Raw genomic sequence first — 19194 nt, 5'->3', positions numbered from 1 at the left:
GACCGCGGCGGCACGGTGGCGGTCCCACCCCGCGGAAGGCAGGCGCCTACCCTGGGCACATGGGTGCGAGAACGCGTGGCCGCGTGGACGGCCTCCCCGAATGGGACCGCTGCGCAGTAATGGGTGTGGTCAACGTGACCCCCGACTCGTTCTCGGACGGGGGGCGGTGGTTCGACACCGAAGCAGCGATCAAGCACGGGCTCGACCTGGTGGCGCAGGGCGCCGACCTGGTGGATGTCGGCGGCGAGTCCACCCGGCCCGGCGCCGCCCGGGTCGGCGAGGACGAGGAACTGCGCCGGGTGCTGCCGGTGGTGCGCGGGCTGGCCGGGGAGGGCCTGGTGGTCAGCGTCGACACCATGCGGGCCTCCGTGGCGGCGCAGGCGGTGGCAGCGGGTGCGGTCCTGGTCAACGACGTCAGCGGCGGCCGCGCCGATCCGGAGATGGTGCCCGCCGTCGCCGACGCCGGTGTGCCGTTCGTGGTGATGCACTGGCGGGGCCAGAGCATCGACATGAACAACCGCGCCGTCTACACGGATGTCGTCGGCGAAGTCCTCGACGAGCTGCGCACGGCGGTGCAGCAGGCCGTGGCGGGCGGCATCGACCCCGCGCGGATCGTGGTCGACCCCGGGCTGGGCTTCGCCAAGCGCGCCGAGCACGATCTCGCCCTCGTCGCGGCACTCGCCGAACTGCGCGCCGGGCTGCCCCACCCGATGCTGGTGGCCGCCTCCCGCAAGCGGTTCCTGGGCCGGGTGCTGACGGACGCGCAGGGCGCGACCCCGCCGCCGGCCCGCGAACGCGACGCGGCGACGGCCGCCGTCACCGCGCTGGCGGCCCGGGAGGGCGCCTGGGCGGTACGGGTCCACGAGGTGCGGGCCAGCGCGGACGCCGTCCGCGTGGTCCGGGCCGTGGACGCGGCCGCCGAGGCCCTGCCCGACGCGCCCCGGGTTCCGGTGACCCCCGGGACGACGAACCCGGAGGCGGCGACATGAGCGGCGCGCGAACCGACAGCGAGGCGGTCGAGGCCGCCAACACCGCCCTCTACGAGGCGGTCGAGCAGGGCGACATCGAGGCCCTCTCCCGGATGTGGCTGGGTGCGGAGGCGGTCGATCCGGACGACCCCGAGGGCGGTGAGGGCGAGCACGGGGTCCGGGTCGTCCACCCCGGCTGGCCGGTGCTCACCGGACGCGGCGAGGTGCTGCGCTCGTACGCCCTGATCATGGCCAACACCGAGTACGTCCAGTTCTTCCTCACCGATGTGGAGATCTCGGTGCTGGGCGACACCGCGCTGGTCAGCTGCACCGAGAACATCCTCAGCGGCGGCCCGGCCGAGGCGGACGGCTCGGCGGGACCGCTGGTCGGCGGCCTCGTGGTGGCCACCAACGTCTTCCGCCGCACCGAGCAGGGCGAGTGGAAGCTGTGGTCGCACCACGGCTCGCCGGTGCTGGTCGAGCAGGACGACGAGGACGGGGACGGCGAGGGGGAAGGGGACCTGGGCCAGGGCGACATCGAGCTCTAGACCCGCTCCGTACAGCTTCCGTGAGCGCGCCGGCGCCTCGGCCGGGGCGCCGGAGGACGCCCTGTCCGGCCTCGTCCCGTTCCTCCGCACCGGGCTGCGTTCGGCAACCGTTCCGCCAGGACCACCCGATCCGGCACACGGCCGGGAATGCGCGCGTGACCGCGAACGCTGAGGGGTAGGCGGCGCCGCGAGCCGTCACACCCACGGGTAGATTCGATCCGGTGCCGCCAGGGGCGGTCCGGTGCCCCGAGGGGCGGTAGACGTTCGCACGACCGACGGGAGTGGTGAAGTGGATCGCGTCGCACTGCGCGGCCTCGCGGCGCGTGGGCATCACGGCGTGTTCGAGAGGGAACGCGAGCAGGGGCAGACCTTCGTCGTGGACCTCGACATGGGACTCGACACGCGGTCGGCCGCCGAGAGCGACGACCTGTCCCGTACGGTCCATTACGGAGTCGTCGCCGAAGAGGTCGTCGCGGTCGTCGAGGGGGAACCTGTCGACCTGATCGAGACGCTCGCCCAGCGGATCGCCGACACCTGCCTGCGGCACGAGGCCGTACGCGAGGTGGAGGTGGTCGTGCACAAGCCCGACGCCCCGATCGCCGTGCCGTTCGAGGACGTGACCATCACTATCAAGCGGAGCCGCGCATGACGCCGAACAGTGACCCGACCGTACAGCCGGTGCCCGCCTCCGTGGTGCAGCAGGTGGACGCCGCCGACACGACGCTGCACAACCCGAAGACCGCCGTGCTGTCGATCGGCAGCAACCTCGGCAACCGCCTGGAGTCGCTGCAGAGCGCCGTCGACGCGCTCGCGGACACCCCGGGGATGAAGGTGACGGCCGTCTCGCCGGTCTACGAGACCGAGCCGTGGGGCGTCGAGCCGGGCAGCCAGCCCGCCTACTTCAACGCGGTCGTCGTGGTCCGCACCACCCTGCCGCCCGGCTCCCTCCTCGAACGCGGCCACGCCATCGAGGAGGCGCTGGAGCGGGTGCGCGAGGAGCGCTGGGAGCCGCGCCCCATCGATGTGGACATCGTGGCGTACCAGGGCGTCGTCTCCGACGACCCGCAGCTCACGCTCCCCCACCCCAGGGCGCACGAGCGGGCCTTCGTCCTCGTGCCCTGGCACGACGTGGACCCCGCGGCCGAGGTTCCGGGCCGCGGCAGCGTCGAGGAACTGCTGCGGACGCTCGGCACGGAGGGCGTCACCGCCCGTCCGGACCTGGAACTCATCGTGCACGCCTGAGCGTTGGCTGCGCGTACCCCGTTGCCCGTTCCCGCCCGGCGTCCCCCCGGCCGACGCCCGCACCGCCCGGATCGCACCCGCGAGGTGGAAGCTCGATGAACCAACTCCGTATCCGCACCCTCGCGGCGCTCTTCGTCGTCGCCGGAGTGCTCTCGTGGGGCGGAGCGCGGCTGTGGGACGCGCTGGGCACGCTGCCGGGGGTGCCGTTCGCCGCGCCCATCGTGCTCGGCGCCATCGCGGCGGTGCTGCTGGCCACCGCGCTCTCGCTGCGCTCCCGACTGAAGGCGCAGCGGGAGCGGGAGCCGGGTGCCAAGGGTGTGGACCCGATGATGGCGGCCCGTGCCGTCCTCTTCGGACAGGCGAGCGCCCTGGTGGCCGGGCTGGTCTCGGGCATGTACGGCGGAACCGGGCTGTTCCTGATCACCGAACGCGCCGACGTCCCGGCCCGCGCCCAGCAGGCGCTCTACGCGGGCCTCTCCGTGGTGGCGGGCATCGCGGTGATAGCGGCGGCCGTCCTGCTGGAGCGCATCTGCCGGCTGCCCGAGGACGAGGACGAGAACGGCCCCCCGACCGCCGCGGCCTGAACCCGGCGGGGCCGTGCCCGGACCGGGCCCGACGGGCCGGAGCACGGCCCGGACGGCGGGCGCGAAGGAGCCGGAACCGGCGGCAGCAGGGCCTTGCCGACCAGGAGGCGTCCCGGACGCTTCCGGCCCGGCCTCAGTCCCGGACGCTTCCGGCCCGGCCTTCACCCCGCGGAGGACATGCGCCGCAGGCTCAGGCCCGGCCTCAGGGACTCAGGCCCGGCCTCAGGGACTCAGGCCCGGACTCAGGGACTCAGGCCCGGACTCAGGGACTCAGGCCCGGACTCAGGGACTCAGGCCCGGACTCAGGGACTCAGGCCCGGACTCAGCGGGCCAATATCAGGCTCATCGCCTCGGCCCGGGTGGTCGCGTCGCGGAGCTGTCCGCGGACCGCGGAGGTCGTCGTCTTGGCGCCGGGCTTCCGGACCCCCCGCACCGACATGCACATGTGTTCGCACTCGATGACCACGATGACCCCGCGGGGCTCCAGAATCCGCATCAGCGAGTCGGCGATCTGGGTCGTCAGCCGCTCCTGCACCTGGGGCCGGCGGGCGAAGACGTCGACCAGCCGGGCCAGCTTGGACAACCCCGTGATCTTGCCGCTGGCGGACGGGATGTAGCCGACGTGCGCCATGCCGTGGAACGGCAGCAGGTGGTGCTCGCACTGGCTGACCACCTCGATGTCCTTGACCAGGACCATCTCGTCGTGACCAAGGTCGAACGTCGTGGTCAGCACGTCCTCGGGGCGCTGGTTCAAGCCCGCGAACATCTCCCGGTAGGCGCGGGCCACCCGCGCCGGGGTCTCCAGGAGTCCCTCCCGGTCGGGATCCTCGCCCACGGCGATCAGGAGCTCGCGTATCGCGTTCTCGGCGCGCTTCTCGTCGAAGGCGCTGTTCGGGCTCTCCCCGTCCAGGGTCACCGGGTCGGTCATCTGGTCCCTCGTTCCTCGACTTCCACAGCCTGCGGACCGTCACCGTGCGTGATCCGGCCGGACTGTCGCGTACACAGCGAAAAGCCGCGCCCCTCGACATTAACCCGAGGGGCGCGGCTGACATTCCGTGGCGCGGTTCTCACCGCGCCCACCTGCGGTTATCCGTTGTCCGGATCCACGGGCTCGACGATGGCGTCCGAGTCCCGGGGGCCGATCTCCTTGCCCAGGTTCGGGCCGGAGTTCCCGTTGGTCAGCGCCGCGGGCGGAGCCGACACCGGGGGCCGGGTGGAGGGAGTACGCCGCGAGGAACCCGTCCAGGCGGGGCGGGCCGGACGCTTGACGACAGGGTTGAAGACCTCGGCGATCTCCTCCTTGTTCAGCGTCTCCTTCTCCAGCAGGGCCAGGACGAGGTTGTCGAGGACGTCGCGGTTCTCCACCAGGATTTCCCAGGCTTCGTTGTGCGCCGTCTCGATCAGCTTCTTGACCTCCTCGTCCACCAGTCCGGCGACCTCCTCGGAGTAGTCCCGCTGGTGGGACATCTCCTTGCCCAGGAAGGGCTCGGACTGGTCGGAGCCGAACTTGATGGCGCCCAGCCGCTCGGTCATGCCGTACTGGGTGACCATCGCGCGCGCGGTGGCCGTCGCCTTCTCGATGTCATTGGCCGCGCCCGTGGTCGGGTCGTGGAAGACCAGCTCCTCGGCCGCCCGGCCGCCCATCATGTAGGCGAGCTGGTCGAGCATCTCGTTCCGCGTGGTCGAGTACTTGTCCTCGTCGGGGAGGACCATCGTGTACCCGAGCGCGCGGCCTCTGGAGAGGATGGTGATCTTGTGGACCGGATCGGAGTTGGGTGAGGCCGCCGCGACCAGGGCGTGTCCGCCCTCGTGGTACGCGGTGATCTTCTTCTCCTTGTCGCTCATGATCCGGGTCCGCTTCTGCGGTCCGGCCACGACGCGGTCGATCGCCTCGTCCAGATACTTGTTGTCGATCAGCTTCTGGTCGCTGCGCGCGGTGAGCAGCGCGGCCTCGTTCAGCACGTTGCTCAGGTCGGCGCCGGTGAAGCCCGGGGTGCGCCGGGCGACCGCACTCAGATCCACGTCGGGCGCCATCGGCTTGCCCTTCTGGTGGACCTGGAGGATCTCCAGGCGGCCCTGCATGTCCGGGCGGTCGACGGCGATCTGCCGGTCGAACCGGCCCGGCCGCAGCAGTGCCGGGTCCAGGATGTCCGGCCGGTTGGTGGCGGCGATCAGGATGACGCCGCCCTTGACGTCGAAGCCGTCCATCTCGACCAGGAGCTGGTTGAGGGTCTGCTCCCGCTCGTCGTGGCCGCCGCCCATACCGGCACCGCGGTGCCGGCCGACGGCGTCGATCTCGTCGACGAAGACGATGGCCGGGGCGTTCGCCTTGGCCTGCTCGAACAGGTCGCGCACCCGGGAGGCGCCGACACCGACGAACATCTCCACGAAGTCCGAACCGGAGATCGAGTAGAACGGCACGCCCGCCTCACCCGCGACCGCGCGGGCGAGCAGCGTCTTACCGGTGCCGGGCGGGCCGTAGAGCAGCACGCCCTTCGGGATCTTGGCACCGACGGCCTGGAACTTGGCGGGCTCCTGCAGGAAGTCCTTGATCTCGTGGAGCTCCTCGACGGCCTCGTCGGAGCCGGCCACGTCGGTGAAGGTCGTCTTCGGGGTGTCCTTGGTGATGAGCTTGGCCTTGGACTTCCCGAAGTTCATCACCCGGGAGCCGCCGCCCTGCATCTGGTTCATCAGGAACAGGAAGATGACGATGATCAGCACGAACGGCAGCAGCGAGATCAGCATCCCGACGAACGGGTTCTGCTTCTGCGGCGCGACCGTGTATCCCTTCGGGATCTCCTTCTGGTCGTACTTGCTCTGGAGTTCCTTGGCGATGTCGACTCCCTGGGAGTCGATGTAGCTCGCCTTGATCTTGTCGCTGTCCTCGACCTTGGCGCCGTCCTTGAGCTCGAGCTTGACGATCTGCTCGTCGCCCGTGGTGAGCTCTGCGGACTTCACCTTGTCCTGTCGGATCGCCTGTACGACCTGGCCGGTGTCCACCGTCTTGAAGCCGCCGGACGAGCCGACGACCTGCATCAACACGACCACGGCAAGGACGGCCAGCACGATCCACATGACCGGCCCGCGGAAGTATCGCTTCACGTCCATCCATACGGAGCGCGTGGGCCCCGTCCCTCCTGCCACAGTGAGTTGAAAAGCCTGACCTTCGGACGGTACCCCAGCATTGTCACCCGGCGCCGCCGAGGACGGTCAACCGCACCGCCCTCCGACCCTGCAACGAGGGACACCGACCCTGTGTTCCCGGCCCGCACGCGCGTGCGCGACGGATGTCAGCCGCCGTATACGTGCGGGGCAAGCGTGCCGACGAACGGCAGATTGCGGTACCGCTCGGCATAGTCGAGGCCGTAGCCGACGACGAACTCGTTCGGGATGTCGAAACCCACCCACTTCACGTCGATCGCCACCTTGGCGGCGTCCGGCTTGCGCAGCAGGGTGCACACGTTGAGGGAGGCGGGCTCGCGGGATCCCAGGTTGGACAGCAGCCAGGAGAGCGTCAGCCCCGAGTCGATGATGTCCTCGACGATCAGGACGTGCTTCCCCTTGATGTCCGTGTCCAGGTCCTTGAGGATCCGGACCACACCCGAGGACTGGGTCCCGGCGCCGTAGGAGGACACCGCCATCCAGTCCATCGTCGCCGGGGTGGACAGGGCGCGCGCCAGGTCCGCCATCACCATGACGGCACCCTTGAGCACCCCGACCAGCAGCAGGTCCTCGCCCGCGTACTCCGCGTCGATCCGCTCCGCCAGCTCGGCCAGCTTCGCGTCGATCTCTTCCTTGCTGACCAGCACCGACTGCAGGTCGGTGCCCATGTCTTTCTCGTCCACCCGTGCTGCTCTCGCTCGTCGCGGTCCGGTCGCCCCGGCCCGCCGCAGCCTCCGGACGGCCCGGTGAGTGCCGGGGCGCCGGTCAGCTCGGTGAGCCGTGCCGGATGACCAGTCTGCCACCCTGGCGCGCGACCTCCACACGCCCGGGCAGGTTGAGGGCCCGCTGACCGCGCCACGCGGTGATGAGGCGGTCCATCTCCTCGACGTGCCGGGCGAACAGCGACCCGGCCGGGGAGCCGGCCTCGATCGCCGCCCGGCGCAGCACCCGCCGCCGCACCGCGGGCGGCAGCGCGTACAGCCGCACCACGTCCAGCTCCACCGCTCCGTCGGCGCCGGGCGCGCCCTCCGTCCGGGCGACGGCCCGGCCGGAGGGCGCCGAACCGTCCGCCTGGTCCGGCACCCCGGCGTCCTCCGGACCGCTGCCGGGGGTGCGCACGACGGCGCGCTCGGCGTCGTCGGTCCATGCGTCGAGCGCGTCCGCGTCGTCCCGGGAGAGCTGCGCCGTACGGGCCAGGGCCTCGATGACGCCCTTGCCGAGCGCCTTCTCCAGCGCCGGCAGCGCCTCGTGGCGGACGCGGGAGCGGGTGTAGGCGGGATCCGCGTTGTGCGGGTCGTCCCAGACGGGGAGCGACTGGACCATGCACGCCTTGCGGGTGGTCTGCCGGTCGACGGCCAGGAACGGGCGGCGGTAGCGGCCGCCGGGCCCCGAGACCGCCGCCATGCCGGACAGCGAGCGGGTGCCGGAGCCGCGGGCCAGCCCGAGCAGCACCGTCTCCGCCTGGTCGTCGCGGGTGTGGCCGAGCAGCACGGCGGCCGCGCCGTACCGCTCCGCGATCGCGTCCAGCGCGGCGTACCGGCCCTCGCGCGCGGCGGCTTCGGGGCCGGTGTTGGTCCGTCCCACCTGGATGGCGACCGACTCGACCGGCGTCAGTCCGAGTCCGGCCAGCCGGTCGGCGACGTCCTGGGCGCGCTCGGCGGAGCCGGGCTGCAGGCCGTGGTCGACCGTGACGCCGCCGGCCCGCAGGCCGAGGCGGGGGGCTTCGAACGCGAGCGCGGAGGCGAGGGCCATCGAGTCGGCGCCGCCGGAGCAGGCGACGAGGACGAGCGGTGGCGGCGCTTCGGTGGCGGGGAGATCGGCGGGGAGATCAGTGGGGAGATCAGTGGGGAGGGGGCCGGCGGTCTGGGGGGTCGCCGCGAGGTGTGCGCCGCGCGCGCCGCGCGTGCTCGCGTCGTGGGCGCTGAGGTCGTGCGCGCTGAGCACGTCGTGGAGTGTGCGGCGGACCGCCAGGCGTATTGCGGCGACCGCGGGGTGGGGACCCATGTCCGATTCACTTCCTCGTCAGGAGCTGCGCAGACCGCGGAAGGGGGGCTTCCGCGGATCCGGGTGGGGGCGTCGAAGTCGGCAACTGCTGTCACGCTGTGTGTGTCGATGGTGACAGAGACGGACTGTGTTCCCCGAGCATCGCACGCGTACCCCGCCCGCACGGTCCCTCGGAAGGGTGATTGGCGAGGCTTCCGTCCGCCTCAATCGGCCTTGCGGTGCACCCTCGCGATCCACTCCGCGGGTCGGGCGATCTCCGCCTTCGTCGGAAGGGTGTTCGGTGACGTCCACACACGGTTGAAACCCTCCATGCCCACCTCGTCCACCACGGTGCGCACGAACCGCTCCCCGTCCCGGTACTGGCGCAGCTTCGCGTCCAGGCCCAGCAGCTTGCGCAGCGCCAGGTCGAGCCGTCCGGCACCGGCGGCCCGGCGCTTCTGGAACTTCTCGCGGATCTCGGTGACGGTCGGGACGACCTGCGGGCCCACACCGTCCATCACGTAGTCGGCGTGCCCCTCCAGCAGCGACATGACGGCGGTCAGCCGGCCCAGCACCTCGCGCTGCGCCGGGGTCTGCACCAGCTCCACGAGGCCGGGCCGCTCCTCCGCTTCGTCGGCCGCGCCGTCCTCGCCCGGCCTGCCGCCGGCCGGCGACTGGACGGCCTCCCGGAGCCGCTCCACCAGCGTCGAGGGGTCGATGTCGGTCTGCTCCAGGAAGGACTGGATCTCCATCCGCAGGTGGTCACGCAGCCAGGGCACCGCCGTGAACTGGGTGCGGTGCGTCTCCTCGTGCAGGCACACCCACAGCCGGAAGTCGTGCGGGTCCACCCCCAGCTCGCGCTCCACGTGCACGATGTTCGGCGCGACCAGCAGCAGCCGCCCGCCGCCGTCGGCGCCCCCCGGCAGGTCGCGGCCGGCCGGCGCGAACGTCTCGTACTGGCCCAGCACCCGCGAGGAGAGGAAGGACAGCAGCATGCCGACCTCCACCCCGGTGACCTTGCCGCCGACCGCGCCGAGCACGGCCCCGCCGGGGACACCGGCGCGGCGCTCGGCCACCTTTCCCAGCAGCGGCGAGAGCAGCTCCCGGAACCCGGCGACGTTGGCCCGCACCCAACCGGGCCGGTCCACCACCAGGACGGGCGTGTCCCCCGCCTCGGCGTCGGCGGGGGCCAGCCGGGTGAAGCCGCGTACGTGCTCCTCGGAGACCTTCGCGTGCCGCCTCAGCTCGGCGACGATGCCGCGGGCCTCTTCCCTGCTGACTTCCGGCCCCGGCCGTCCGAGCCGGGTCGCGGTCGTGACCGCGAGATTCCAGTCGACCATCTGCACACCACCGAGGCTCGTCATTCTTTCACCGTACGTGCAGTGCGTGCGGGGCGGGAGGAGACCGCGAGGACCACGCGCCCGCCCGGGGATCAGCCCGCGGAGGGCGAATCCCGGCAGCCGCAGTTGGCCAGGGCCGAGGCGAGCCGGTCCAGGGACCGCTGCGCCGCGTCCCGCGCACCGGCTCCCGTCGTCATGAACGCGAAGGCCAGCATCCGGCCGTCCGCGTCCACGACGGTGCCGGCCAGCGTGTTCACCCCGGTCAGGGTGCCGGTCTTGGCCCGCACCAGCCCCGCGCCGGGCTCGCCGCGCTCGCCGCCGTACCGGCTGCCGAGGGTGCCGGTGAACCGGGCGACGGGCAGCCCGGTGAGGACGGTGCGCAGCGCGGGGCGGTCCGGATCGGCCGCCAGGGTGAGCAGTCGGGTGAGCAGGGCCGGGGAGACCCGGTCCGCGCGGTCGAGGCCGCTGCCGTCCGCGAAGCGGGCACCTTCGAGCGGCAGGCCGAGCCGGTCGAGGGTGTGCCGTACGGCGCGGCCCGCACCACGGAAGCCGGCCGGCTCGCCCGCGGCGAGGGCCGTCTGACGCGCGAGGGCCTCGGCGAGGTCGTTGTCGCTGTGGGTGAGCATCCGCTCGACCAGCGCGCCGAGCGGCGCCGAGCGGTGCACGGCCAGTTCGGTGGCCTGCTTCCCCGCGGTGCGCTCCCGGGGTGCGCCCTCGACGGCGACCCCCTTGTCCTCGAGCGCGTCCGCGAACGCGTCGGCCGCCTCCCGGGCGGGGTCGGCGGCGCGCGGCGCCGGGCCGTGGTCGCTGTCGTCCGTGCGGCCTTCCTCGACCATCAGCGGGGTGACCCGGGCCAGGTTCTCGTTGGGCCCGATGACGTGCCGCTCGGTGCCGGTGTAGCGGGAGGTGTCGTACCGGAGCCGGACCGTGTGCACCTCGTCCCGGTCCAGGGCCCGGGCGGTCCGCGCGGCCAGGGCCGTCAGGTCCTTCCCGGTGAGCGTGGGGTCGCCGCCGCCGACGAGGGTGACCCGGTCGTCCTCGCGGACCGCGCGGGTGGCGATGCGGTACGTCTCGCCGCGCGCGGTCAGCGCCGCGACGGCGGTGGCCAGCTTGATCGTGGAGGCGGGGGCCGAGACCGCCCGGGCGTCCCGGGAGAAGAGCTGCCGCCCGGTGACGGCGTCCACGACGGAGGCGTGCCGTACGGCACCGAGCGAACCGTCCTCGATCAGCGGTTCGAGGGTGTCGGCGAGGGCCGAGGCGGTGGGCGGCGGCATCTGCTCCGGCCGGGTGTCGCCGCGACCGGAGCCCTGCGGGCCGCCCTCGCCCGCGCCCTGTTCCGGAACGGGCCCGGCCGCGGCGAGCACCTGGGGGGCGGCGGGGGGTCCGGAGGGGCGACCGGGGCTGCCGGGGGTGCCGGGGGTGTGGTCCGCGCCACTTCCGCGTTCCTGGCGGGCCGCCCGGACCCGCTCGGCCGTACGCTGACCCGAGTCCCACGGCCCCGCCGCGGCCACCGCCAGCAGCGCGGCCACGAGCCCCAGCGCGGTGGAGGCGGCGGTGAACCGGACCGTCAGCCGCTGCTGCGGAGAGGCCGCCCGCCAACGACGCCGGGCCCCGTGCACCGCGGCGCGCCCGCGGGCGGCCGCGCGGGCGGCGGTCGTACGAGTGTGTGCCGCGAGGGCGTGCGCACGGGGCGCGACGGTCCGGGTGTACGCCGCCGCGGAGCGGGCCGCGCGGAGGCCGGAGCGGTATGCCCGGTTCGCGGCGCCACGCACCTTCGATCCGGTGTCATGCACCTCGACCAGCCCCTTTCGCGAGCACACATGTGCGTGGGGGACACTTAATCACCAGACTGGAGTTCTTCTGGGGGACGGCCCCCAGGGCACACGAGTGCTGATCTCATCATGATCTATACGGAGGAGCCTCCCTTGGAGTTCGACGTCACCATCGAGATCCCGAAGGGCTCGCGGAACAAGTACGAGGTGGACCACGAGACGGGCCGCATCCGCCTCGACCGGCACCTGTTCACTTCGACCGTGTACCCGGCGGACTACGGCTTCGTCGACGGCACCCTGGGCGAGGACGGCGACCCGCTCGACGCGCTCGTGCTGCTGGAGGAGCCCACCTTCCCGGGGTGCATCATCAAGTGCCGCGCCATCGGGATGTTCCGGATGACCGACGAGGCGGGCGGCGACGACAAGCTGCTGTGCGTCCCCTCCTCGGACCCGCGGATGGAGCACCTGCGCGACATCCACCACGTGAGCGAGTTCGACCGGCTGGAGATCCAGCACTTCTTCGAGGTCTACAAGGACCTGGAGCCCGGCAAGTCGGTCGAGGGCGCCGACTGGGTGGGCCGCGCGGAGGCCGAGGCCGAGGTCGAGGCGTCCATCAAGCGGCTGGCCGCCGAGGGCGGGCACTGAGAACCGTTTCTGCACGGGGCTGCGCCCCTGCCCCCGTTCGGGTGACGGAGGGGCTGCCCGGTCGCCGGGCAGCCCCTCCGCCGCTCAGAAGCCCCGGGTGCGCTTTGCGGCGCGGCGGCCGGGCAGCGGGGTCTCCTGGCCCGGGGTCTTGATGAAGAGGCGGGCCAGCTCGCCGCCCAGGTTGACCCCGATGGCGATGGCCAGGGCCAGCGCGCCGGCCGTGGCCAGATGCTCGAACCCCTTGTTGACGTCGCCCTGGGCGATGTTCAGCAGCCCGAAGTAGGTGTTGCTACCCGGCAGCAGCGGCCCGATCGCCGCTGTGATGTACGGCAGCGACGAGGCGAACTGGTACCGGGACAGCAGTTGGCCGAAGAGGCCGACGAGCCCGGCGGCGACCACGGTGGCCGGGACCGGTGTGACGTCGGCCTTGGTCAGCACGCCGAAGATCAGCCAGGCGACGCCCCCGTTCATGGTGGCCAGCACCACGGTGTGGCGCTCCTGCTGGAGCAGCACGCAGAACGCGAGCGCCAGCAGCATGGCGGCCAGCAACTGGGTGAGCGGCCGGTCGCTGTGGTGCACGATGTCGGGCGTCAGCCGGGCGTTCAGCCGGGCGCCCAGGTACAGCACCATCAGCACGCCGCAGACGATCCCGACGATGAGGTAGATGACCTCCAGCAGCCGGGCGGCGGCGGTGATGTAGAAGCCGGTGAGTCCGTCGTGCACGGCGGCGACCAGTGCCCGCCCCGGGATCAGCGCGAAGAGGCCACCGGTGATGACCGCGGATGCCTGGATGCGGGTGTCGGTGTGCTGGGCGAGCAGTGCGACGCCGACGCCCATCCCGGCCGGGGGCATGGCGGCGGCCGCGAACTGGTAGAACTCCGGCAGTCCGCGCCCGGCGCACAGCCAGGCCAGCCGGTCGCCGAGCATGGCGCCGAACGCGGCCAGCACGAAGACCAGCCCGTCACCGCCCACCAGCAGCGAGGCCGCGCCGGACAGGGCGCCGCTGGCCACGGTCAGCGCCCACTTGGTGTAGGGGTGCCGGTTGCGGCGCATCTCCGCGAGCCGCCGGTATGCCTCTTCCAGCGACACCTCGCCCTGGGTGATGTCGGCGACGAGCGCGAAGACGGCCGACAGCCGGGTGTAGTCGGTGCCGCGCCTGCGGACGGTCCGGCTGAGCGTGACCGGGTCGTCCACCAGCGAGGGCTGGTGGGTGATGGACAGCAGGGTGAAGGTGACCTCGGGTTCGGTGCGGTCGAGTCCGTAGGCGTGTGCGACGCCGAACATGGCCGCCTCCACGTCCTCGGCGCCCTCCCCGCCCGCGAGCAGCAGCTCGCCGATCCGGAGCGTCAGGTCGAGAACGCGGGGAACGGGGGGTCCGCTCTCCGCGCCCTCGTCACCGCGCGGGGAGCGCTCGGGGACCGGACGCTCGGCGAGCGGCATCCGGACCATGGAGCGCATCCGGTCCTGCCAGGGCGAGCCCGGCTTGGCCAGCGGCCCGACGACGGGGATGCCGTCGGGCGGCGTGAAGGCGCTGCCCGGCTCGTACGACAGCGGACTGACCAGCCCCTCCGGGATGGTGAACTCGGAGGTCGGGTGCTCCTCCTCCGGGACGGGGGGAAGCGGCACGCCCAAGGGCGCCGTGAAGGCGCTGCGTGATTCGTCGGACGCCGGTTTGGTGTCGTCCGGCTCACCACCCTGCTCCGCGGCGTCGCCGTTTCCCCGGGGCTGCCCCACCACTTTCTGTGCGCTCCTTACCCTCTCGCGCCTGATGCGCGTTCCGTCTCAAGTTTCCAGCAGTGCCACACGACCGACGTGGTGTCCAACGGAAATGGTTCCACGACCCGGAAGCGTGCTACCTCACAGTGGAGCATGAGAAGTGATCCTCTCCCCAAAGGTCCCCCTGTACAGGGGAATTAAAAGAGAGAGAACACGAGGGCAGGGAGTGCGGAGGGGGCTCAGGGAGCGGAGGACCCGCTCTCGCCCCGCTCCGTGCTTACTGCGTTTGCCGCGCGTTCGCGCTCCCGCTCGCGCTCTTCGTTGGCCGCGATCGCGTCCCGCAGGTACCGGGCCAGCCCCGGCCGGATCGCGTCGTAGGTCGCGGTGAAGCGCTCGTCCTGGACGTACATCTCGCCGAGCCTGCTGTGCATCCCGTGATCGCACGGGTAGCTGGTCCGGGAGATGAACAGCCGGTGCCGCTCGGCCAGATCGGTCACTCCGGGTGCGTCCGGCGCGTCCCCGGCCGCCATCCGGTCGGCGACCGCGCGGTGGATCTCGTCCAGCTCCCGCGTGAGCGCCTGCCAGTCCTCCTTGGTGCGGGCGGCGGCGCGGCGCTGCGACTCCCGGTACGCCTCGGTGCTGCCCCAGCGGTGCTCCGCCTCCTCGGCGTGCGCCTCCGGGTCGAAGTCCCCGAAGACCTCGAACCGCTCCTCGGGGGTGAGACTGATGCCCATTTTCCGTGCCTCCATGGCGCGTTCCACGGCGGTGGCCATCTCCGTGAGCCGACCGATCCGCGCCGTCAGCACGGCGTGCTGCCGGCGCAGCAGGGTGATCGGGTCCGCAGCGGGGTCGTCCAGCAGGACGGCGACCTCCTCCAGCGGGAAGCCCAGTTCCCGGTGGAAGAGGATCTGCTGCAGCCGGTCCAGGTCGGCATCGGTGTAGCGCCGGTGTCCGGCCGCCGTGCGCTCCCCGGGGACCAGCAGTCCGATCTCGTCGTAGTGGTGCAGGGTGCGCACCGTGATCCCGGCGAAACCGGCGACCTGCCCGACGGAGTGGCCCATTTCCGCCTCCTCGTTCGCTTACGGCATCCACGGTGCTCCCTCACGTCACGTGAGGTGCAAGCCGTTCTTCCGGGCGCCGCTCCGGTGCCCGGGTCAGAACGGGCGCCGGTCCGTCAGAACGCTGAGGTCCCGGTCGCCCTCGCCCGCCATCACGAAGGCGCCGCCCTCCAGCCGGGAGATCAGGTCGCGGGCCCACGCCGCGTCGCTCTCGGCCGTGTGCACCCACAGCTTCATGATCTCCCCGATGTGGCCCCACTCCGGTGGAACACCGCCGTCCGGGGCCCAGCTCGAGGTGACCTCCGCGCGCCAGGACTCCAGCGCGGCGACCCGCTCCTCCAGCAGCGCGACGGCCTCGGCGCGGGGCAGGTCGACGAGGAACCCGACGGCGGAGGTGAGCAGCTCCTGCTTCTCCCGGGTGGCGGTCAGCGCGTGCCGCAGCAGCCGGAAGAACTCCGCCTCACCGGCCGCGGTGATCTCGTACTCGGTGCGCGGCGGACCGCCGGCGGTGCTGGGGGCGATGTCGTGCGCGAGCAGCAGATCCTGCTTGGCGAGCTGCTTGAGCGCGTGGTAGATCGAACCGGGCTTGGCCGCGGACCACTCGTGCGCGCCCCAGAACTCCAGATCGTTGCGGACCTGGTAGCCGTGCGCCCGCCCCCGCAGCCGCACGTCTCCCAGCACCAGCAGCCGGATCGCCGACATCGCTCCCTGCCCCAGTCACACCGCCGTGGTTCTGTCAAGCACCACCCTATGCGGGTCCGCCGGGGCGGGGAGCGGCAGCGGGCTCAGTTCTGCGCGGTGTCGCCCCCGCCGGGTGCGCCGCCGAAGGCCGACCAGTCCGGCTCGGGCATCGCGCCCGTCTCGAACACGAGGTCGAAGGCGCCCTTGCCGTCGAGCGTCTCGCGGATGATGTCGGCGTGCCCCGCGTGCCGCGCGTACTCCTCGATCAGGTGCAGCAGGCCCCAGCGCCAGGAGAACTCGCCGCCCTTGTCCCAGGGCGCGGGCGGCACGACGAAGGTCTCGTCCAGGGAGCCGAGCCCGCCGACGGCCCGCTCGGTCTCGGCACCGACCCGCTCGCTGTCGGCCAGCAGCACCTCGACGGTCTGCTCCGGGCCGGGGATGAAGCTGGTCTCCCACTCCGCGCGCTTCTCCTCCTCACCGGCCTCGATCCCGCGGAAGGTGCGCAGCCAGCTCACCTCCATCACGGTCACATGCTTGAGGACGCCGGCCACCGACAGTTCGCTGGCCGCAGGGGTGCTGCGGGCCTGCTCCTCGGTCAGCCCGTGCAGGGCCCGGCGGATGCCGCCGCGCTGCGCCTCCAGGAACGCCAGCAGGGCTCCGCGCTCGTCACCGGGGGTCTCTGCCTGGACGACTACCGGCATGCTGCTCGCCACCTCTCGGGTCGGTCCGGGGCCTCTCCCCGGCCGGTGACCACAAGCTATGCGGCCTCGCGGTCAGGTTCTGTCCTCGATCGCGCGCGAGCGGGCGGACCTTCCGGCGCCGTCGGCCCCGGCACGGGCGAGGGGACGCCGCGGCAGCACGGCAGCGCGGCGGGGGCGCCCGGTATCGGGAGGGCGCCATGCTGTTCTGACGGGCTCCACCCGGCCCGCGGGGGCCGGGTGGAGCCCGTCAGAACGGTCAGAACGGGAACTCGCTGCGCTCCCGCTGGATGGAGACCCAGCGGGTGGTGGTGAACGCCTCCACCACCTGGGGTCCGTTCAGCCTGCCGAGGCCCGAGTGCTTCTCGCCGCCGTACGGCACGATCGGTTCGTCGGCGACCGTGGAGTCGTTCACATGCACCATGCCCGCCTCGATCCGGCGGGCGACGGAGACACCGCGCTCGATGTCCGCGGTGTGCACCGCACCGGCGAGTCCGTAGGGGGTGTCGTTGGCGACCCGCACCGCGTCCTCCTCGCCGTCCGCGCCGATGATCAGCGCGACCGGCCCGAAGATCTCCTCGTGCCGCAGCGGGGAGTCGGGCGGCAGGTCCGCCAGCACGCTGGGCGAGACGAGGTTGCCGTCCGCCGAGCCGTGCAGCAGCGCCGTGGCACCCTCGGAGAGGGCCTGCTCGACGATGGCCGTCACCCGCTCCGCCTGGCGGGAATTGATCAGCGGGCCGATGTGGGTCTCCGGCTTCGCCGGGTCACCCACCACCAGCCTGCCGACCCGGTCCACGAACTTCGCGGTGAACTCCCGCTCCAGGCTGCGGTCCACGATGATCCGGTTGGCCGCCATGCACAGTTGGCCCTGGTTGACGAAGCGGCTGTAGACCGCGGCGTCCACGGCGTAGTCCACATCGGCGTCGTCCAGCACCACCAGGCCGCTGTTGGAGCCGAGTTGGAGTATCACCCGCTTGAAGTTGCGGCCCGCGACGGTGGCCACGTGGCGGCCGACGCGGTCGGAGCCGGTGAAGGAGATGACCTTCGGCACCGGGTGCTCGATCAGCGTGTCGCCGATCTCCGCGCTGTCGGTGATCACGACGTTCACCAGCCCCGGCGGCAGCCCGGCGTCCTCCAGCACCTTGGCGACCAGGGTGCCCCCGCACACCGGGGTCGACTGGTGCGGCTTGAGTACGGTGGCGTTGCCCAGCGCCAGCGCGGGTGCCACGGACTTGACCGCCAGCAGGAACGGGTAGTTGAAGGGGGAGATGACCCCCACGACCCCCACCGGGTCCCGGTAGACGCGGTTCTCCTTGCCCGGCACCGAGGAGGGCAGGATCTCCCCGAGCGGGTTGAGGGAGAGCTGGAGCGCCTCCCGGAAGAACTCCTTCACCATGTGGATCTCGAAGGCCGCCTTGTGCCGGGTGCCGCCCAGCTCGGCGATGATGGCCTCGGTGATCTGCGGCTCGTTCTCCTCGATGACCCGGATCGCCCGCTCGAAGACCCGTCTGCGGGTGTACGGGTTGGTGGCAGCCCAGTCGCGCTGCGCGCGTTCCGCCGCGCGATACGCCTCGTCCACCTCGTCGCGCGTGGCGACGGTGATGGAGGCGAGCTTCTCCCCGTTGTACGGGTTGAAGTCGATGATGTCCCAGGAGCCGGAGCCGGGACGCCACTCGCCGTTTATGCACTGGAGTGCCAGATCCGTGAAGTAGGCCATGCCATTCCTTCGGGGGGTTGAAGGAGATGCTGCTGCTTGGTCATCGTACCGATGTGTCACAGGAGTTGGCGGATTCGCCACAGGTGATCCCGGGTGTCTTCGGGAGAAAGGCTGATGTCCACCAGCCGCCGCAGCGCCTGGTCGTACTGTGCCACCTCGTCCCGCTTGTCCAGGTACAGGGCGCTGGTGAGCTGTTCGAGGTAGACGATGTCGTTGAGATCGGACTCGGGGAAGCGCAGCAGGGTGAAGGCACCGGCCTCGGCGGGATGCCCGCCGAGGGCGAACGGCACCACGTGCAGATGCACGTTGGGCTGGTGGGAGACCTCGGCCAGGTGGGCGAGCTGCGCCTCCATGACGGCCGGCGAGCCGAACGGCCGGTGCAGCGTGGCCTCGTCCAGCACGCAGACCAACTGCGGGGCGCTCTCGCCGAGGAGGAGCTTCTGCCGTTCCAGCCGGAGCGCGACGCGGCGCTCGGCGTCCTCCTCGGCCAGCGGGGTGCGGTGGCCGGCGGCGACCACGGCCCGGGCGTACTCGCCGGTCTGCAGGAGTCCGTGTACGAACTGGACCTCGAACGTGCTGATGTGCGAGGCGGCGCCCTCCAGCCCGACGTACGTCTGGAACCAGCCGGGCAGCACGTCGCTGAAGTTGTGCCACCAGCCCGCGACGCTGGAGTCCCTGGCCAGCCCCAGGAGGGGGGCCCGCTCGGCGTCGTCGGTGACGCCGTAGAGCGTGAGCAGATCCTCCACGTCCCGGGCCTTGAAACTGACCCGGCCCAGCTCCATCCGGCTGATTTTGGACTCGGAGGCCCGGATCGAGTACCCGGCGGCCTCTCGGGTGACACCGCGGGCCTCGCGCAATCTCCTGAGCTGCGATCCGAGCAGGATGCGCCGGACCATCGAGCCGCTGGAGCTGTTCACTCCCTTCGCCGCTCCGATGTCGCTCCCTGCCGATTCTGCTGCCATTCCGATCAGCCCTCCACCCCTGCTTGAAGGGAAGTGTGCCATCCCCGCGCTCCGTTGCGTGCCCGCCCGATTACACACGATCGAAAGTCTCTCGTGCACGTGCATCTGCCCTTGCATC

Annotated in this window: 18 protein-coding genes; 6 read left to right on the top strand and 12 right to left on the bottom strand. The window is 72.0% G+C overall.

Features of this window, described 5'->3' with window-relative positions:
* Nucleotides 1-59 precede the first annotated feature (59 nt).
* From folP to BMX65_RS26310, 5 genes are all read left to right on the top strand, one after another.
* On the top strand, nt 60-989 hold the full coding sequence (gene folP / locus BMX65_RS26330; protein WP_075002845.1) for a dihydropteroate synthase: 930 nt from the start codon (nt 60-62) through the stop codon (nt 987-989).
* Nucleotides 986-1516, top strand: coding sequence for a nuclear transport factor 2 family protein (locus BMX65_RS26325; RefSeq protein WP_075002844.1), 531 nt, complete (start codon nt 986-988; stop codon nt 1514-1516). The genes folP and BMX65_RS26325 overlap by 4 nt, the downstream gene beginning before the upstream one ends.
* A gap of 289 nt (nt 1517-1805) precedes the next feature.
* Entirely contained in the window at nt 1806-2165 is a 360-nt protein-coding gene (gene folB / locus BMX65_RS26320) for a dihydroneopterin aldolase (RefSeq protein ID WP_019355644.1), read from the top strand.
* Nucleotides 2162-2758, top strand: coding sequence for a 2-amino-4-hydroxy-6-hydroxymethyldihydropteridine diphosphokinase (gene folK / locus BMX65_RS26315; RefSeq protein ID WP_075002843.1), 597 nt, complete (start codon nt 2162-2164; stop codon nt 2756-2758). The genes folB and folK overlap by 4 nt, the downstream gene beginning before the upstream one ends.
* 95 nt (nt 2759-2853) lie before the next feature.
* Complete coding sequence (locus BMX65_RS26310; protein ID WP_075002842.1) at nt 2854-3342, top strand: DUF3180 domain-containing protein; 489 nt, start codon at nt 2854-2856, stop codon at nt 3340-3342.
* A 322-nt stretch (nt 3343-3664) separates the two neighbouring features.
* Here the strand turns inward: BMX65_RS26310 and folE are convergent, their stop codons facing one another.
* From folE to dacB, 6 genes are all read right to left on the bottom strand, one after another.
* Nucleotides 3665-4270 carry a GTP cyclohydrolase I FolE gene (folE, locus tag BMX65_RS26305; RefSeq protein WP_075002841.1) on the bottom strand — a complete coding sequence of 202 codons (606 nt, stop codon included), beginning with the start codon at nt 4268-4270 and terminating at the stop codon, nt 3665-3667.
* A 158-nt stretch (nt 4271-4428) separates the two neighbouring features.
* Nucleotides 4429-6450, bottom strand: coding sequence for an ATP-dependent zinc metalloprotease FtsH (gene ftsH / locus BMX65_RS26300; protein WP_020699826.1), 2022 nt, complete (start codon nt 6448-6450; stop codon nt 4429-4431).
* A 182-nt stretch (nt 6451-6632) separates the two neighbouring features.
* Nucleotides 6633-7172, bottom strand: a complete 540-nt coding sequence (gene hpt, locus BMX65_RS26295) for a hypoxanthine phosphoribosyltransferase (protein WP_075002840.1) — start codon at nt 7170-7172, stop codon at nt 6633-6635.
* Nucleotides 7173-7269: 97 nt separating this feature from the next.
* Entirely contained in the window at nt 7270-8508 is a 1239-nt protein-coding gene (gene tilS / locus BMX65_RS26290; RefSeq protein WP_075002839.1) for a tRNA lysidine(34) synthetase TilS, read from the bottom strand.
* Between the two features lie 203 nt (nt 8509-8711).
* A complete protein-coding gene (locus tag BMX65_RS26285; RefSeq protein WP_075002838.1) occupies nt 8712-9851 on the bottom strand; it encodes a zinc-dependent metalloprotease in 1140 nt (379 codons plus the stop codon).
* Nucleotides 9852-9919: 68 nt separating this feature from the next.
* Nucleotides 9920-11620, bottom strand: a complete 1701-nt coding sequence (gene dacB, locus BMX65_RS26280) for a D-alanyl-D-alanine carboxypeptidase/D-alanyl-D-alanine endopeptidase (RefSeq protein WP_239502164.1) — start codon at nt 11618-11620, stop codon at nt 9920-9922.
* Nucleotides 11621-11752: 132 nt separating this feature from the next.
* On the opposite strand from dacB, the gene BMX65_RS26275 reads away from it, so the two are divergent.
* A complete protein-coding gene (locus BMX65_RS26275; protein ID WP_019355633.1) occupies nt 11753-12244 on the top strand; it encodes an inorganic diphosphatase in 492 nt (163 codons plus the stop codon).
* Nucleotides 12245-12328: 84 nt separating this feature from the next.
* On the opposite strand, the gene BMX65_RS26270 is transcribed toward BMX65_RS26275, so the two are convergent.
* The 6 genes from BMX65_RS26270 to BMX65_RS26245 form a co-directional block, all read right to left on the bottom strand.
* Nucleotides 12329-13981, bottom strand: coding sequence for a threonine/serine exporter family protein (locus BMX65_RS26270; protein WP_075002836.1), 1653 nt, complete (start codon nt 13979-13981; stop codon nt 12329-12331).
* Nucleotides 13982-14199: 218 nt separating this feature from the next.
* Nucleotides 14200-15021 carry a MerR family transcriptional regulator gene (locus BMX65_RS26265; RefSeq protein ID WP_079172097.1) on the bottom strand — a complete coding sequence of 274 codons (822 nt, stop codon included), beginning with the start codon at nt 15019-15021 and terminating at the stop codon, nt 14200-14202.
* A gap of 93 nt (nt 15022-15114) precedes the next feature.
* Nucleotides 15115-15720 (bottom strand): PadR family transcriptional regulator, encoded by a 606-nt coding sequence (locus BMX65_RS26260; protein WP_075002835.1) that lies wholly within the window; start codon nt 15718-15720, stop codon nt 15115-15117.
* A gap of 83 nt (nt 15721-15803) precedes the next feature.
* Nucleotides 15804-16400 carry a DinB family protein gene (locus BMX65_RS26255; protein ID WP_075002834.1) on the bottom strand — a complete coding sequence of 199 codons (597 nt, stop codon included), beginning with the start codon at nt 16398-16400 and terminating at the stop codon, nt 15804-15806.
* Nucleotides 16401-16656: 256 nt separating this feature from the next.
* Nucleotides 16657-18114 carry an aldehyde dehydrogenase family protein gene (locus tag BMX65_RS26250; protein WP_075002833.1) on the bottom strand — a complete coding sequence of 486 codons (1458 nt, stop codon included), beginning with the start codon at nt 18112-18114 and terminating at the stop codon, nt 16657-16659.
* Between the two features lie 56 nt (nt 18115-18170).
* Nucleotides 18171-19076, bottom strand: coding sequence for a helix-turn-helix domain-containing protein (locus BMX65_RS26245; protein WP_075002832.1), 906 nt, complete (start codon nt 19074-19076; stop codon nt 18171-18173).
* Nucleotides 19077-19194: the final 118 nt, after the last annotated feature.

Source organism: Streptomyces qinglanensis, assembly GCF_900111245.1.
Taxonomy (GTDB): domain Bacteria; phylum Actinomycetota; class Actinomycetes; order Streptomycetales; family Streptomycetaceae; genus Streptomyces; species Streptomyces qinglanensis.
The sequence above is the reverse complement of the archived record's forward strand: the minus strand, read 5'-3'. Positions and strand labels throughout refer to the sequence as shown.